At 70.8% G+C, this 15,123-nt stretch carries 12 protein-coding genes; 7 read left to right on the top strand and 5 right to left on the bottom strand.

Annotated features, from left to right (window positions below):
- The first annotated feature begins 23 nt into the window (after nucleotides 1-23).
- From OG390_RS43450 to OG390_RS43440, 3 genes are read left to right on the top strand one after another with little or no spacing between them, the layout of a single operon-like run.
- Complete coding sequence (locus tag OG390_RS43450) at nucleotides 24-554, top strand: toxin-antitoxin system, toxin component (protein WP_406178222.1); 531 nt, start codon at nucleotides 24-26, stop codon at nucleotides 552-554.
- Between the two features lie 13 nt (nucleotides 555-567).
- Nucleotides 568-1,803, top strand: a complete 1,236-nt coding sequence (locus OG390_RS43445) for an MAB_1171c family putative transporter (protein WP_406175682.1) — start codon at nucleotides 568-570, stop codon at nucleotides 1,801-1,803.
- Nucleotides 1,787-3,265: an FAD-dependent oxidoreductase gene (locus OG390_RS43440; protein WP_406175680.1), complete on the top strand. Its 1,479-nt coding sequence runs from the start codon at nucleotides 1,787-1,789 to the stop codon at nucleotides 3,263-3,265. Before OG390_RS43445 ends, OG390_RS43440 begins: the two co-directional genes overlap by 17 nt.
- A gap of 75 nt (nucleotides 3,266-3,340) precedes the next feature.
- Here OG390_RS43440 and OG390_RS43435 read toward each other — a convergent pair whose 3' ends face one another.
- Nucleotides 3,341-4,384 (bottom strand): alpha/beta fold hydrolase, encoded by a 1,044-nt coding sequence (locus tag OG390_RS43435; protein WP_406175678.1) that lies wholly within the window; start codon nucleotides 4,382-4,384, stop codon nucleotides 3,341-3,343.
- Nucleotides 4,385-4,622: 238 nt separating this feature from the next.
- Here OG390_RS43435 and OG390_RS43430 point away from each other — a divergent pair, with 238 nt between their 5' ends.
- Nucleotides 4,623-4,859 (top strand): hypothetical protein, encoded by a 237-nt coding sequence (locus tag OG390_RS43430; protein WP_189190971.1) that lies wholly within the window; start codon nucleotides 4,623-4,625, stop codon nucleotides 4,857-4,859.
- A gap of 181 nt (nucleotides 4,860-5,040) precedes the next feature.
- On the opposite strand, the gene OG390_RS43425 is transcribed toward OG390_RS43430, so the two are convergent.
- A complete protein-coding gene (locus OG390_RS43425) occupies nucleotides 5,041-5,730 on the bottom strand; it encodes a 4'-phosphopantetheinyl transferase (RefSeq protein ID WP_406175676.1) in 690 nt (229 codons plus the stop codon).
- Complete coding sequence (locus tag OG390_RS43420) at nucleotides 5,678-6,586, bottom strand: metallophosphoesterase family protein (protein WP_406175674.1); 909 nt, start codon at nucleotides 6,584-6,586, stop codon at nucleotides 5,678-5,680. The genes OG390_RS43425 and OG390_RS43420 overlap by 53 nt, the downstream gene beginning before the upstream one ends.
- A gap of 298 nt (nucleotides 6,587-6,884) precedes the next feature.
- Here OG390_RS43420 and OG390_RS43415 point away from each other — a divergent pair, with 298 nt between their 5' ends.
- From OG390_RS43415 to OG390_RS43405, 3 genes are all read left to right on the top strand, one after another.
- Nucleotides 6,885-8,024, top strand: coding sequence for an ATP-grasp domain-containing protein (locus OG390_RS43415; RefSeq protein WP_406175672.1), 1,140 nt, complete (start codon nucleotides 6,885-6,887; stop codon nucleotides 8,022-8,024).
- A 167-nt stretch (nucleotides 8,025-8,191) separates the two neighbouring features.
- On the top strand, nucleotides 8,192-9,880 hold the full coding sequence (locus OG390_RS43410) for a carbohydrate binding domain-containing protein (RefSeq protein WP_406175670.1): 1,689 nt from the start codon (nucleotides 8,192-8,194) through the stop codon (nucleotides 9,878-9,880).
- A 104-nt stretch (nucleotides 9,881-9,984) separates the two neighbouring features.
- On the top strand, nucleotides 9,985-10,971 hold the full coding sequence (locus OG390_RS43405) for a D-cysteine desulfhydrase family protein (protein WP_406175668.1): 987 nt from the start codon (nucleotides 9,985-9,987) through the stop codon (nucleotides 10,969-10,971).
- Nucleotides 10,972-10,975: 4 nt separating this feature from the next.
- Here OG390_RS43405 and OG390_RS43400 read toward each other — a convergent pair whose 3' ends face one another.
- Complete coding sequence (locus tag OG390_RS43400; protein WP_406178220.1) at nucleotides 10,976-11,845, bottom strand: sulfotransferase family protein; 870 nt, start codon at nucleotides 11,843-11,845, stop codon at nucleotides 10,976-10,978.
- Between the two features lie 199 nt (nucleotides 11,846-12,044).
- Nucleotides 12,045-15,101, bottom strand: coding sequence for an alpha-mannosidase (locus OG390_RS43395; RefSeq protein ID WP_406175667.1), 3,057 nt, complete (start codon nucleotides 15,099-15,101; stop codon nucleotides 12,045-12,047).
- Between the last annotated feature and the right edge of the window lie 22 nt (nucleotides 15,102-15,123).

Genomic DNA, 15,123 nt, shown 5'->3' with positions numbered 1-15,123 from the left:
GAGCTGTGGGCATCGGAAGGGACATGCGCCGCCTGTGCGGCGAGTTGGTCGCGGAGCTCTCGCTCCCGGCGCCGGCGGAACCCGCCGACCTCTACGCGGCGCTGTGCGACGCGATGAGCAGACGCCGCGGCCGTCCCGTCCAGTTCCGTACGGCCGCGTTCCCGCCGGGCACCGCCAGCGGGCTGTGGCTCGACATGGCCGAGCAGGACCTCGTCGTCATCGAGGAACGCACCGCGCCCGACCACCAGTTGGTGATCCTCGGCCACGAGCTGTGGCACATGAAGGCCGGGCACTGCAGTCATCACGTCGAGGGCGCGGCCGTCGCGGCCCGCTTATTGAGCGACAGCGCGGATCTGCAGGCGACTGTACTGAAGGTGGCCGCGCGCACCCGCTTCGACCTCTCCGACGAGAAGGAGGCCGAGAGCTTCGGTCTGCTGCTCGCCAGCAAGTGCCGTACCTGGCTCGCCGGTTCGTCGCTGCGCGGGCCGGTGCAGCGGGAGGGTCTGGCCGGCCGTATCGAGGCGTCCCTGGGCTACCGCGGCCCGCAGGGCTGAAGGTCTCGAGGACATGGACGGATCGAGCTACTACTTCCCTGCCGTCGCCATGGGCGCAGCCATCGCCTTCAAGGGGCCCGCCCTGATTCGCGGCCGGCGCGACCCGCTGATGCGTTCCGTGGGCGTGCTCCTGGCGCTCGCGGGCCTGGTGTTCCTCTTCGCGGCCCCGCCGACCATCGCCGAGGTCAACGAACTCACCGGGGTCCCCAACATCTCGGCGCCACTGGTGTATTGCCTGCTCAGCGCCTTCAGTGCGTCCTGTCTTGTGCTGATCATCAACTGGCGCGGCGGGCCGCCCGAGGTGACCCGCCGGCTCTCGCGCCGCTGGATCGCCGGGTACAGCGTGGTGGGCGTGGCGCTGATCGTGTTCTTCGCCCTGGGAGACGCCCCCGAGGAACGCCTGAGGGACCTCGACACCTACTACGCCAACACCCCCTTCATCCGCGAGATGATCGCGCTCTATCTCGTGTCGCTCACCGTCGCGGGCGTCGCGATGAACGTCATGTGCTGGCGCTGGGCGGTCCAGGTGCACGGCTGGCTGCGGGCCGGCCTGCTGATCATCGCGTTCGGCTCGCTGTGCAACATCCCTTACGCGGCGGCCAAGTTCACCGCCGTGGTGGCCCGCTGGAACGGCGGGAACCTGGACGCTCTGAGCACCAATGTGGCGCCCGTGCTGGCCTCTGTCGGGGCACAGATCACCGCGGTCGGCTTCTGTGTCCCGCTGGCCTGCCAGCGCCTCGGGGACAGCTGGAACACCTGGTCGACGTACCGCCGGCTCGGGCCGCTGTGGCGCGAGCTGAAGCCGGTCTCCGCGCACCTGGACCGGGCGGTGCGGATCTCCTGGTGGTCCCCCGCCGAACTCCAGGTCACCCAGCGGGAGTCCGACATCCACGACGGCATGCTCAGCCTGTACCCCTACTTCGACTCCGCGGTGCGCACCCACGCCTATGACGCGGCCGTGGCGGCCGGTTCCTCGCCCGCCCAGGCGCAGGCCGAGGCGGACGCGGCGATGGTGACGGCGGCGGTGCGGGCCAGGGCCGCCGATCCCGAAGGCAGGGTCATCAGCTCGGCGGAGGCAGCCACCGCCGCGCCGGCGGCGGATGGATCCGCCGCCGCGTACGCGTACACCGATGGCCCGCGCGACCTCGTGCGGATGTCCATCGCGCTGCGTCAGTCACCCGTCGTCGCGGCTGCTCGAGGGCAGGCCCCGACCAGGTCAGAGAGCGACTTCCATGAACGAACCAGCTAGCGCCTCCCGGGACTCGGCTTCACCGGACAGATCCGCCGACGCCGCACACCATCCGGAGCCGGGCGGGGCCGCCCGGCATGCCGTCGTCGTCGGCGGCGGGCTGGCCGGCCTGCTGGCCGCGGCCGCCCTGCACGAGTACGCCGACGTCTCCGTCGTCGAGCGCGACGCGCTGCCCGAAGGGCCCGAGCCGCGCAAGGGCCTCCCCCAGGCCCGCCACGCCCACCTGCTGTGGTCCGGCGGTGTCCGCGCGATGGAGGACCTGCTGCCCGGGGTCACCGAGGCCTGGCTCGCCGCGGGCGCCCGGCGCATCCCGTTGCCGACCGGCCTCGTCTCCCTGTCGGCGCAGGGCTGGCTGCGGCGCTTTCCCGAGATGCAGTTCATGATCGCGTGCAGCCGGGATCTGCTCGACTCCGTCCTGCGCGCGCAGCTCGCCAAGAAGGAGCGCGTCACCGTTCTGCAGCGCACCGAGCTCCTCGGCCTGGAGGGCGGAGCCTCCCGGGTGACGGGCGTACGGGTGCGGACGTCCGACGGCGAGGAGCTCGTCCTGGACGCCGATCTGGTGGTGGACGCCTCGGGGCGCGGCTCACGGGCGAGCACCTGGCTCGACGCGCTGGGCGTGCCCGCGGCGCCGATGGACGAGGTGGACTCCGGCCTCGCGTACGCCAGCCGGATCTTTCGCGCGCCCGCGGGCACCGAGGACTTCCCCGTGGTGAACGTGCAGCCCGACGCGGCGCAGCCGGTGCCGGGCCAGTCCGCGACGATCGTGCCCATCGAGGGCGGCCGTTGGCTGGTGACGCTCTCCGGCACGCGCGATGGTCAACCGACGACTTCCGCCGAGGAGTTCGAGACGTTCGCGCGTGGCGTCAGACATCCCGTCGTGGGTGAGCTGATCGCGCCCGCGGAGCCACTGACGGACGTCGTGCTCAGCCGCAGCACGGTCAACCGGCGGCGCTTCTTCGAGAAGGTGAAGGACTGGCCGGAGGGGTTCGTCGCACTCGGCGATGCCGTCGCCACGTACAACCCGGTCTACGGGCACGGCATGTCGGTGGCGGCGCAGGGCGCCGTGGCGCTGCGCGGGCTCGTGGCCGAGCACGGGCTGAGGGCACCGGGGCTGGCGCGGCGGGCACAGCGTGCGGTGTCCCGGCCGGTTTCCGTGGCGTGGGACCTCGCGACGGGCACGGACATCCGTTACCCGGGAGCGATCGGCAAACAGCCCGGGGGCGCGCAGAATCTGCTCGGCCGCTATGTGAACCGGCTCATGCTGACGGCGACCGGACGCCCGCTGGTCACCCAGGCCCTGCTCACCGTGATGACGCTGTCCGGGCCGCTCCCCGCTCTCTTCAAGCCCGAGGTCGCCTTCGCGGTACTCCGCGGACCTCAACGCCCGCCGCTGGCCGGACCTCCGTTCACGGACCAGGAACGGGCCATGGTCCGCACCGAGGAGTCACCCGCCAGAGGCTGACACCGCATCGTGGGAGCGAGTGGACCTAAGAGCTGGTGTCACATCCCTGCCCGGGCACGGATGTGACACCGGCTCTCACGTCGCACTGCGTTCGCTCGCCTCCCGCAGGTCCCGTTCCACCGCGCGGTTCTGGGCGGTGTCCGGTCGGCCGGCCGCAGTGCCGGGGCGGCCGGCACGCAGCAGCTCCCGCCAGTGCTCGCGGCTCCAGTCGGCGGGGTGGGTGGTGCCGGTGAACTCCTCCACCAGGGCCAGGAAGCGCGCCGGGTCGCTGTGGAAGGGGAAGTGGCCGGCGCCCTCGAAGATCTCCAGGCGGCTGCCCGGCATCGCCTGGTGGGCCCGGTAGGCGTGGCGCACCGGCACCACGCTGTCCCGGTCGCCCCAGAGCAGCATCGTGGGCATGCCCTCCGTCAGATAGCAGCGGTCGAGCATGGTGACCGCCTGGCCGCGCCAGTCGACCACGGCGCGCAGGGTGCGGATGAAGGCGCTGCGGGAGGTCGCGTCGGGCAGCGCGTCGACGAGGGTCAGCAACTCCGGTGCGTCCTGGCCGAGATCGGTGTCGAGAAGTCTCATCAGGCGGGCGAACAGACCCACTTGGAAGCGCATTCCGGGCAGCCGCAGCATGGACAGCATGAGGTGCGCGCCGGGCAGCGAGACGGCCCGCAGTACGGGGTTGACCTCGCCCCCGACACCGCCCGCGCTGACCAGGATGAGCCGCTCGGTGCGCTCGGGGAACTGGTAGGCGAACTGCATGGCGACTCCACCGCCGAGCGAGTGCCCGACCAGGGTGGCGGACTCGATGTCGAGCGCGGCCAGCAGATCGCGTACCCCGTTGGCGTACGCGGCCACCGAGTAGTCGGCCCGCGGTTTGTCGGAGGCTCCGTGGCCGAGGAGGTCGGGCGCGATCACCGTGTGGGTGCGGGCAAGATCGGGAATCAGCTCCGCCCAGGTCGCCGAGGAGTCGCCGATGCCGTGGATCAGGACGAGCGCCGGGCCCTCGCCCGCCATCCGGTAGGCGCGCCGGTAGCCGTGCACGACGCGGTGGTGCAGGCGCAGTTCCCCGTCGCCAACCGAGCGCAGCCGAAGGGTGCGCCGCGGACGCCGAGGCGGTACGTCGACCACGGGCCCACCTCCCGTTCACCGGCCGCCGTGAAGGCGGCCCCAGCATTTCCTTCCAGCTTAGGGCCGCTGTCCCACAAGGGATTTCCGTGAGGTTTCGCCTCCGCTAAGCGGGCGAACCGACGGGCACCGAAACGGGATTGTCAGTGGCAGACGGCAAGCTGGAGTCACGTACCGCCATGCACCACTCCTTGTACCGCCATGTACCGCTTCGACAAGCCGACCCGGGGAGAGCCGTCCGATGCCGACCGCCGTACTGACCGACCACGAACGCGCCGCCGTGCAGGCCTACCTCCGTCTCCTGCAGACCGTACGAGCCGCCTTCGACAGCCCGCCGGACGGGCGCCGACCACCCATGGTGCCGCCCGCCGCGCTCGCCGAGGCGGAGCGCGCACTGGCGGCGGCCGGGCTCGCGGGCAACGAGGAGGCGTTCTTCCGGCTGCTGCACACCTGGTGCCCGGAGCCGACTCAGGCGTGAGACACGGCGATCACGACCGGACTCCGACGTGCAGCACGACGATCACAACCGGACCCCGGCATCCGGCACACCGCCCACCGCCGGACCCCGACGTGCAGCACGACGATCACAACCGGACCCCGGCATCCGGCACACCGCCCACCGCCGGACCCCGACGTGCGGCACGGTGCCCAGGGCGTACTCAGGCGTGAGGCACCGTGACCACCGTCGCGACCAACCCTCGCCGGACGGTCCAGCGGCCGTCGAAGGCTTCGACGCGCTCGCCGTCCACCAGTGGTCCCGGCACCAGGAGTCGGGCGTGGAAGCGCCCTGACCGGACGGGGCCGCCGGACGTGGGCCCCTGGACGATGTCGATGTCCGCCTCGGAGAAGTCCAGCCACTTCTTGGTCAGCGGGAACCACGCCTTGTAGACCGACTCCTTGGCGCTGAACAGCAGCCGGTCCCAGTGGATGTCGGGGATCTCGGCGCCGAGCCGGTCGAGCCTGCCCACCTCGGTGGGCAGGGCGACGGCGTCGAGGACCCCCGCCGGGAGCGCCAGGTGGGGTTCGGCGTCGATGCCGAGGGAGGCCAGATCAGAGGCGCGGGCGAGCGCGGCGGCGCTGTAGCCGTCGCAGTGCGTCATGCTGCCGATCAGGCCCGACGGCCACTGCGGCGCTCCGCGTTCGCCCGGCAGCACGGGCCCCGGGGGCACCCCGAGCTTCTCCATGGCCCGCCGGGCGCAGGTGCGCACGGCGGTGAACTCGCGGCGCCGCTTCTGTACGGCGCGCGTCAGGAGCGCCTGCTCCTCGGGGTACAGGGTCGCCCCGTCGGCCCCGTCGTCACCGTAGCTCTCCACGGCCACGACCGACTCCGGGAGCAGCTCCTCCATCACCGGCTCCGACCTCCATCGGCAGAATGCGGCGCAGCGTGCCCGGTGTTCCCGTTCGTCTGCGCCATTCACGGGGGTAACCCACCGAGACCTCTTCGAACCGGACGCCCTCGTGCCAGGTGGTCCGCGGGATGTGGAGATGACCGTAGACCATGGCCTCGACACGGAACCTGTGGTGCCAGTCGGCGGTCAGCGCGGTGCCGCACCACATCGCGAACTCGGGGTAGCGCAGGATGTCCGTCGGGTGACGGTCCAGCGGGTAGTGATTGACCGGGATCGTGGGCAGATCGTCCGGCAGTTCGGCAAGCCTGCGCTCGGTCTCGGCGACCCGGGCCCGGCACCAGGCCTCGCGGCTGGGGTAGGGGTCTGGGTGCAGCAGGTGCTCGTCGGTGCAGATCACCCCGGTGCCGTGGGCATGGGTCAGCCCCTGGTCCTTGGTCACGCAGCCCTGCGGCAGGAACGAGTAGTCGTAGAGGAGGAAGAGCGGCGCGACGACCGCCGGGCCGCCGGGTCCGTCCCAGACCGGATAGGGATCCTCGGGCGTCGTGACGCCCAACTCCCGGCACAGAGCCACCAAGTGCTCGTAGCGGGCGACCCCACGCAGCTCCACCGGATCCTTCGGGTGTGTCCACAGCTCGTGGTTTCCGGGCACCCAGATCACCTTGCGGAAGCGGCCGCTGAGCGTCTCCAGGGCCCATCGGATGTCGGCGACGACCTCCCCGACGTCACCGGCGACCAGGAGCCAGTCGTCGTCCGTCTCGGGGCGCATCTTCTCGACGATGGCGCGGTTCTCGGCGTATCCGATGTGCAGATCGCTGATGGCCAGCAGATTCCCGTGACCGCTGCCTGTCGACCGCACCCGTGACACCCCCGAAGAAGACGAATGGAAACACAAGAACACATCCGCCCCCCACGGGACAAGAACGGCCCGCCGCCGACCCGACCCGCTTCGGTTCCCGACGTCCATGACCTCTTGTCGAGCACTTCCGAAATCCGTAACACGCCCGTAGCAGCACAGGGGCCCCACGCCCCCTATGATCGCCCCAACACGGCCGCCAGGAACCTCCTTTGGCGTACGGCGGCTTGGTGTTCCTCCCACTCCCCTGGCCGGGCACGGCCTGCTCCGCCGTGCCCGCGAACCGTGAAAGGTGGCCTGCATGGGCTCTCGCGTACGCGTCTGGCTCAACCGCACGTACGCGGAGAACGTGTTCTTCATGGATCAGCTGCGAAGTAATCCGCAGCATCGCGCGGTCGAGATCCATGCCACCCACGGCGACCCCGACTCTCCCGTGCTGGCCGCCGCCGACGTGGCCTCCATGGAGCCCGAGGGGCTGTCGCCCCGCGCGTATGTCGAGTACGCCCTCGACCACTGCACTCGCCACTGTATCGACGTGTTCGTGCCGGTGCTGCACCAGGCCGCCGTCGTGGCGCAGCGCGCCGAGTTCGCCGCGGTCGGCACGGCACTGCTCGCTCCGCCCACCGAGGCCGTGGCTGTCTTCCAGGACAAGGTCACCGCCTATGAGGCGGTCCGGGAGGTGGGCGTGCCGGTGCCGCCGTGGTGGCGGGTGCGCACCGCGGAGGAGCTGGTCGCGGCGGTCGAGGCGCTGGAATCCGCGGGCCACAAGGCGTGCTTCAAGCCGGCGGCGGGGGCGGGCGGAGTGGGCTTCCGCGTGATCACGCGCGCCCCCTTCTCGCTCATGCACCTCAACGGATTTCCCAGCCCTTACGTGCCGCTGGATCTGGTCGTGGACGCGCTGCGCGACGCCGACCACCCCGTCGACTGGCTGGTGATGCCGCGCCTGGAGCAGCCGGAGGTGTCCGTCGACTGCCTCACCGGGCCCGACGGGCGGGTCCGTATGGCGGTGGGCCGCACCAAGAACGGGCGCCGCCGCGGGTTCACCCTCCACCCCTCGTGGATCGAGCCCGCGCGGCTGCTCGCGGAGGCCTTCGGACTGCACTATCTGACGAACATCCAGTTCCGCATGTACGGCGACGAACCGGTGCTCATGGACGTCAACACCCGTCCAGCGGGCGGACTGCACCAGCTCGCACAGTGTGGCATCAACGCCCCCTGGGCCGCAGTGCAGTTGGCGCTCGGCGAGGAGACGGGCGAGGTGGTTCCGCCGTTCCTCGGGCAGGACTACACCGTCGTCTCGGGCCCCCGTCCGGTACGCGCGGTGTCGCTGCCGCAGCAGCGGACCGACACACCCGCGGCCTCACTGCCCGACACGCCCGCGGCGACGCTGCCCGCCGCGCCCGCGCCGGCCACGGAACCCGCGCCTTCCCTCGCCACGTAACCCGCACCCGCACCCGCGACCGCGGCCATCGCACCGGCCTGACCCACCCTCGCCTACCGGTCTGGACCAATTCCCGCTCAGCATCTTGACAGCGAGATTGGTCCATACCAACTTGGTTGCACACCTCTCAGCACTCCCGAACATCCCCATTTCTTCAGGGAGATCGCGTGCGCATCACACACCTCAGACGTTCCAGACATCGCTTCTTCGCTCTGCTCGGCACCGCCGCGCTGGCCCTGGCCGGGGCGGTCGCCCTGCCCGGTACGGCCCAGGCGGCCAACATCCTGACCAACCCCGGCTTCGAGTCGGGCAGCCTCTCCCCCTGGACCTGCACCGGGAACCTGGGCTCGGTCGTCTCCAGCCCCGTCCACGGCGGCTCCAAGGCCCTTGCGGGGGCGGCGAGTTCGAGCGACAACGCCCAGTGCAGTCAGACCGTCTCGGTCCAGCCGAACACGACGTACAGCCTCTCCGGCTGGGTGCGCGGCAGCTACGTCTACCTGGGCGTGGACGGCGGTGCCTCGACCTGGACGACGTCCCCGTCGGCGTACAGCCGGCTGACTGTGTCCTTCACTACCGGTGCCTCGCAGACCAGCGCCAAGATCTATGTCCACGGCTGGTACGCGCAGGGCACCTACTACGCCGACGACATCAGCCTGGACGGGCCCGGCGGCGGCGGTGGCTCCGACACCCAGGCGCCGACGGCTCCGACGAACCTGACCTCCACCGGCAAGACCTCTTCGAGCGTGTCGCTGTCGTGGGGCGCGTCGAGCGACAACGTCGGCGTGAGTGCGTACGACGTCTACAGCGGCTCGAACCAGGTGCTCAGCGTGTCGGGCACCAGCGCCACGGTCAGCGGGCTGTCGCCGAGCACCGCCTACACGTTCACCGTCAAGGCGCGGGACGCGGCCGGGAACACCTCGGCGGCCTCCAACTCCGTGAGCGTCACGACGAACGCGGGCGGTGGCGGCGGCACCGGCTTCAAGCAGGCGGCGCCCTACCTCTACCTCGGCTGGGGCGATCCGCCGAGCGCGACCTCGGTGATGAGCTCGACCGGGATCAAGTGGTACACGATGGCGTTCATGCTCGACTCGGGCGGCTGCAACCCCGCCTGGGACGGCAGCAGGCCGCTGACCGGCGGCAACGACCAGACCGTCATCAACCAGATCCGTTCCGCGGGCGGTGACATCGTCCCGTCGTTCGGCGGCTGGCAGGGCAGCAAGCTCGGCGCCAACTGCTCGTCGGCGAGCGCACTCGCCGGTGCGCTGCAGAAGGTGATCGACGCCTACAGCCTCAAGGCGATCGACATGGACATCGAGAACACGGACGAGTTCGAGAACGAGGCCGTCCAAGCGAAGATCCTGACCGCGCTGAAGACCGTCAAGGCCAACAATCCCGGCCTGAAGACGATCGTCACCTTCGGCACCTCGACTACCGGCCCGACCTACTACGGAAACCGCCTCATCGAGCAGGCGCAGTCGCTGAACGCGGGCATCGACGTCTTCACGATCATGCCCTTCGACTTCGGCGGCGGCTCCGACATGTACGGCAACACCGTCAACGCCACCGAGGGGCTCAAGACCAAGCTGAAGTCGACCTTCGGGTGGGACGACGCGACGGCCTACTCCCACATCGGCATCTCCGGCATGAACGGTCTGTCCGACCAGCAGGAGAACACCACCCCGGCGATCTGGACCCAGATCAGGGACTGGGCGAACTCCCACCACATCGCCAGGCTCGCCTACTGGGCGGTCAACCGCGACCGGCCCTGCCCCGGCGGCGGCGTGGTGAGCAACTGCTCCGGTATCAGCCAGAGCAACTGGCAGTTCACCTCCATCACGGCCGGCTTCACGGGCTGAGGTACGGCTGACGGCACGACCGTGCGGTGGGCCGTCCGGGACTCCCGGACGACCCACCGCACCACCCGGTCCGCCCCAAGGACCGCGGCGGTCATACTCACGAGGTGACGACGACGCCTTCCGATCAGAGCACCCCGCCGCGCGCCCGACTGGGCAGCTGGCCCACCCCGCTCGAACCCGCTCTCCGACTGGCCCGCGCACTCGGTCTCGGCGCGGGCGACCTGTGGGTCAAGCGCGACGACCTCACCGGACTGGGCGGCGGCGGCAACAAGATCCGCAAGCTGGAGTGGACGTGCGGGGCCGCCCTGGCGGAGGGCGCCACCACCCTGGTGACCACCGGCGCGCAGCAGAGCAACCACGCGCGGCTGACCGCGGCCGCGGGCGCCCGGCTGGGACTCCGTGTCGTCCTCGTGCTCGCCGGAGCGGCGGGATCGTCGGCCTCCGGCAACCTCGCGCTCGACGGGCTCTTCGGCGCCACCGTCGTCTGGGCGGGCGACGGCGAGGCACTGGAGTCCCGGGCGCGGCAGGTGGTCGAAGAGCTGCGGCGGCGGGGCGAGGTCCCGGCGCTGATCCCCTTCGGAGGGTCCAGCGCGCTCGGGGCCCGCGGCTACGTGGAGTGTGCACGCGAACTCCTGGGACAGGCACCCGACGTGGCGAACGTCGTCGTCGCGCTCGGCTCGGGCGGCACCATGGCCGGGCTCGTCGCCGAGCTCGGCGGCGCACGCGTGCTCGGCGTGCACTGCGGCGCTGTCGCCGACCCCGCCCGGACGGTGTCGGACCTGACCGCCGCGCTGACCGGCAGGCCCTGCGCGCCGCAGGCGCTGCGGATCGGGCTCGAACAGGTCGGAGACGGGTACGGCACGCTCACCGAACCGGTGATGAGCGCCCTGACCCTGGCCGCGCGCACCGAGGGCATCGTCCTCGACCCGATCTACACCGGACGCGCGATGGCGGGGCTGGTCGCGGCCGTCGAGGACGGCGACATCACCGCGGGGCAACGCACCGTCTTCCTGCACACCGGTGGTCTGCCCGGACTCTTCGGCCACCCCACGACGCTCGCGCGAGCGGAGGCCACCCTGCTCGACGGGTGACCGGTCAGCCCGCCTGATATCCCCAGGCGCGCGCCAATTCCTCCAGCCGGGGCGGCAGTTCAACCTGGGGATCGGCGCCGCGGGCGGGCTGCACGCGGCCCGACCTGATGGTGTCGCTCCAGTCGCCGAGCTGGGGGCGGAAGGTGCCGTGGTCGTGGGTGCCGTAGTCGAGCATGCCGCTCTCCCAGGGGACGCCGAGATAGTCGCAGACGCCGCGGGTGGTCGGCTCGGGGTCGGCCGTGAGCCGTTCGTACGTGATCACATGGGCGTCGAGGTTCTGGCGGGCCTCTTCCAGCTTCTCGCTGTAGTCGAGGACCTCCGCGGTGATGGCCTCGTGGTCGGGGTCCGAGCGGCGGTCGGTCAACGAGGTGATGACCGCGCCCGGGTGGCGGAGCAGGACGATGTAGCGGGCGTTGGGCCAACATCGGTGCAGGCGGGGCCAGACGAGGGTGTTCGGCGGGGTCTTGTCGACGATGATCCGCTTGCCGCTGCGGGTGAGTTCGAGATGCAGCAGCCGGTCCCACAGGGCGTGTTCCAGTTCGTCCTTGTCGAGTTCGAGCGCCTTCATGGCATCCACGGTGAAGTCACGGGACAAGTGGACGTGGACGGTGCGCAGATGCATCTCGTGCGGGGCCCGGATCTGGCTGTGGCTGTTGAGCAGGACCCGCAGCAGCGTCGAGCCGGAGCGCACGGAGGAGAGCACGAAGACGGGCGAGTCCACCAGGCGCGGGGCGCGCGGGGCGACGTACGACCGCTCGTCGGGAGTCCCGGAACCCCGGGGCGACGGGACGCCGTCCAGGATCCGCCGCGGCGGGCGCACCGCCTCGGCCATCAGCCTCCCCCTGCGCCTCAGTCCCTTGCCGATCGCGGCCATACGCGGGTCCTGCACGGTGGCACCTCTCTTCTCTCGCGTCTCTCGCGTCTCCCCCGCATCACAGGGGGGAAGGGAGAACTCCAGGTGTCGCGCAGGAAACGTGCCGTGGTCACGGCGGGTGGCACACCCGCCGTGACCAGGCCTCTTACCGCTTTCTTAATTCTTCGTGGGAACAGCGGTCACGTTCACGGCAGCACGCTCACTTCTTCTCCACGGCCAGGCGCAGTGTCTGCACTTCAAAGGGACGCAGCGTGACCGGGAACGCGTTCCCGTCGGTGTCCGCATCCGAGAGCGGGCGCTCCAGGAGGTCGGTCACCCGAGCCCCGGCGAGCGGGAAGCCGGTGCGCAGGGTGCCGGTGGCGCGGCCGCCGCGGGACTCGTAGAGGCGTACGACGACATCGCCCGAGGCGTCGTCGGCGAGCTTGACCGCCTCGATCGTCACGCCCTCGCCGTCGACGGAGACCACCGGCTCGGCGGGACCGGCGGAATCGGCCACCCGCAGCGGCAGGTTGAGCGCGTAGCCCTCCGCGACCGCGTCCTCGATACTCGCTCCCGGGAGGAGTGCGTACGTGAAGCGATGCTTGCCCTGGTCCGCCCCCGGGTCGGGCACGCGCGGGGCGCGCACGAGCGACAGCCGTACGGTCGTCGTCGTACCGCCGTCCTCGCGGACCGTGCGGGAGACGTCGTGGCCGTACGTCGAGTCGTTGATGACCGCCACGCCGTAGCCCGGTTCGCCGATGTGCACCCAGCGGTGGCCGTACACCTCGAAGCGGGCCGCCTCCCAGCTCGTGTTGGTGTGGGTGGGGCGCTGGACGTGGCCGAACTGGATCTCGGCGGAGGAGTGCGGGGCCCTGATGTCCACCGGGAAGGCGGCCTTGAGGAACTTCTCGGCCTCGTGCCAGTCGATCTCCGTCTCGACGTCGATACGGGGGCTGCCGGCCCGGACGGTGATCGTCTGGACGATCTTCGAGCCCTTGTCGAACGACCGCTCCACGCGGATCGCGCCGAGCAGCGGGTCCTGGTCGACGACCGTGATCGAGTCGGCGTCCAGGAGGTCCGTGTAGCGGTTCTTGTAGTGCTTGTCGACGTCCCAGGCGTCCCAGTAGTTGGGCAGGTCGGTGTGCAGACGCAGCAGGTTGCCCTTGTCGGCCAGGACTTCGCGGTTCGCCGTGAGGTCGCGGACCGAGGCGAGGGTTCCGTCTTCGGCCAACTCGACGCGGACCAGGCCGTTTTCGAGGGTGCGGCCCACGACCTTCACGGGGTGCGGGGACTGTCCCGTGCCGAGGGGGGCGCTGCCGTTGGCGGGGACCTCGGTGTAGGCCAGGGTGCCGTCCGGGGCGCGGACGACCTCTGCGCGTCGACAGGGGCTGGTGTTGAAGACAAAGGCGCCGCTACCGGCGGTGGCTGCGAGCGCGGTCACCGCCTCCTGGGTGAGCACCTCCAGCTCCTGCGCCACCCGCGCGTACTCCGCCTCCGCCTCCCGGTGCACCCACGCGATCGACGACCCCGGCAGGATGTCGTGGAACTGGTGGAGCAGGACCGTCTTCCAGAGCCGGTCGAGCTTCTCGTACGGGTAGGTGTAGTCCGGCGCCTGCAGCGCGGCGGTCGTCGCCCACAACTCGGCCTCGCGGAGCTTGTGTTCGCTGCGCCGGTTGCCCTGCTTGGTGCGGGCCTGGGAGGTGTACGTGGCGCGGTGCAGCTCCAGGTAGAGCTCGCCGACCCAGACGGGGGCGTCCGGGTACTCCTCCCGGGCCTTCGCGAAGAACGCGTCGGGGTGCTCGACCACCACCTTGGGCGAGCCCTCCAGGTCGGCCAGCCTGCGCGCCCGTTCCATGATCTCGCGGGTCGGGCCGCCACCGCCGTCGCCCCAGCCGAAGGGGGCCAGGGATCTCGTGGCGGCGCCCTTCTCCTGGTAGTTGCGCGTCGCGCGGGCCATCTCCTCGCCACTGAAGCGGGCGTTGTAGGTGTCGACCGGCGGGAAGTGGGTGAAGATACGCGTGCCGTCGATGCCCTCCCACCAGAACGTGTGGTGCGGGAACTTGTTGGTCTGGTTCCAGGAGATCTTCTGCGTCAGGAACCAGTCGTTGCCGGCGAGCTTGGCGAGCTGCGGGTAGGCCGCGTTGTAGCCGAAGGAGTCGGGCAGCCAGACGCCCTTGGTCTCGATCCCGAAGTGCTCGATGAAGAACCGCTTGCCGTGGATGAGCTGGCGGGCGATCGCCTCGCCGCCTGGCAGGTTGCCGTCGGCCTCGACCCACATGCCGCCGACCGGCGCCCACTGCCCCTTCTTCACGGACTCCTGGATGCGGGCCCACACCTGCGGGTAGTTGTCGCGCACCCACGCGTACTGCTGGGCCTGCGAGCAGGCGAAGACGAACTCCTCGTACTCGTCGGCGAGCGCGGTGACGTTGGAGAACGTGCGGGACGTCTTGCGCTTGGTCTCGCGGATCGGCCACAGCCAGGCGGAGTCGATGTGGGCATGGCCCACGCCGGAGATCCGGTGGGCGCTGGCATGCGCGGGCCTGGCCAGGGCCGGGGCGAGGATCTCGCGGACAGCCGCCGCGCTGCCGGGGATGTCGTCCAGGTCCAGCGCATCGAGCGCGCGGTCCAGGGTGTGCGTGATCTCGTGGCGGCGCGGGTCGTGCTCGCCGAGTTCGAGCATCAGCTCGCGCAGCACCTGGACGTCCAGGTCGAGGTGCCAGACCTCCTCGTCGAGGATCGCGACGTCGGCCCGCTTGAAGACGTACAGCGGCTTGTCGCCGGCGGTCAGGACGTCGCCGAGCGGGGTCGGGCGCGCGAAGTCGCCTGCGAGGATGTCGGGGTTCGAAGCCGCCTCGACGAGGTAGTCGACCGATTCCCCTCCCACCACCGGGTTGCCGATCGGCACGTAGTGGTTGAGCGGGTTGACCGCCTTGAGCGGCGTGCCGTCCGTGCGGTGGACGAGGGCCTCGGCCTGGTTGCCCGGCCAGTCGCCGACGAAGCCCAGGTCGATGACTGCCTCGACACGCTTCCCCGCCCACTCGGCCGGGACCCGGCCGCGCATCCTGAACCAGGTCGTACCCCACGGCGGACCCCACGGGGTGTCCATCGCGAAGGGCTTGTAGGAGGCGGCCGCCGCCTCCTCGAACGGGACGGGCTCGCCGGGGGCCTGCCAGGCCTCGACCTCGAAGGGTACGGACGCGGCGTATATCGCGGGCTTGACGCGCTGGTCATGGATGCGCTCTACGCGCTCCTCGATCCGGCGGCGTTCGTCGTGCATAAGAAGTCTCCAGGGAGGTGGA

It is taken from the genome of Streptomyces sp. NBC_00996, from assembly GCF_045162675.1.
Taxonomy (GTDB): domain Bacteria; phylum Actinomycetota; class Actinomycetes; order Streptomycetales; family Streptomycetaceae; genus Streptomyces.
Note: the sequence above shows the minus strand (reverse complement) of the source record. Positions and strands in the feature narration are given on the sequence as shown.

Coding starts and splice junctions, on each gene's coding strand:
- OG390_RS43450 (WP_406178222.1), top strand. CDS start 24: ATGCGCCGCCTGTGCGGCGAGTTGGTCGCGGAGCTCTCGCTCCCGGCG.
- OG390_RS43445 (WP_406175682.1), top strand. CDS start 568: ATGGACGGATCGAGCTACTACTTCCCTGCCGTCGCCATGGGCGCAGCC.
- OG390_RS43440 (WP_406175680.1), top strand. CDS start 1,787: ATGAACGAACCAGCTAGCGCCTCCCGGGACTCGGCTTCACCGGACAGA.
- OG390_RS43430 (WP_189190971.1), top strand. CDS start 4,623: ATGCCGACCGCCGTACTGACCGACCACGAACGCGCCGCCGTGCAGGCC.
- OG390_RS43415 (WP_406175672.1), top strand. CDS start 6,885: ATGGGCTCTCGCGTACGCGTCTGGCTCAACCGCACGTACGCGGAGAAC.
- OG390_RS43400 (WP_406178220.1), bottom strand. CDS start 11,845: ATGGCCGCGATCGGCAAGGGACTGAGGCGCAGGGGGAGGCTGATGGCC.
- OG390_RS43395 (WP_406175667.1), bottom strand. CDS start 15,101: ATGCACGACGAACGCCGCCGGATCGAGGAGCGCGTAGAGCGCATCCAT.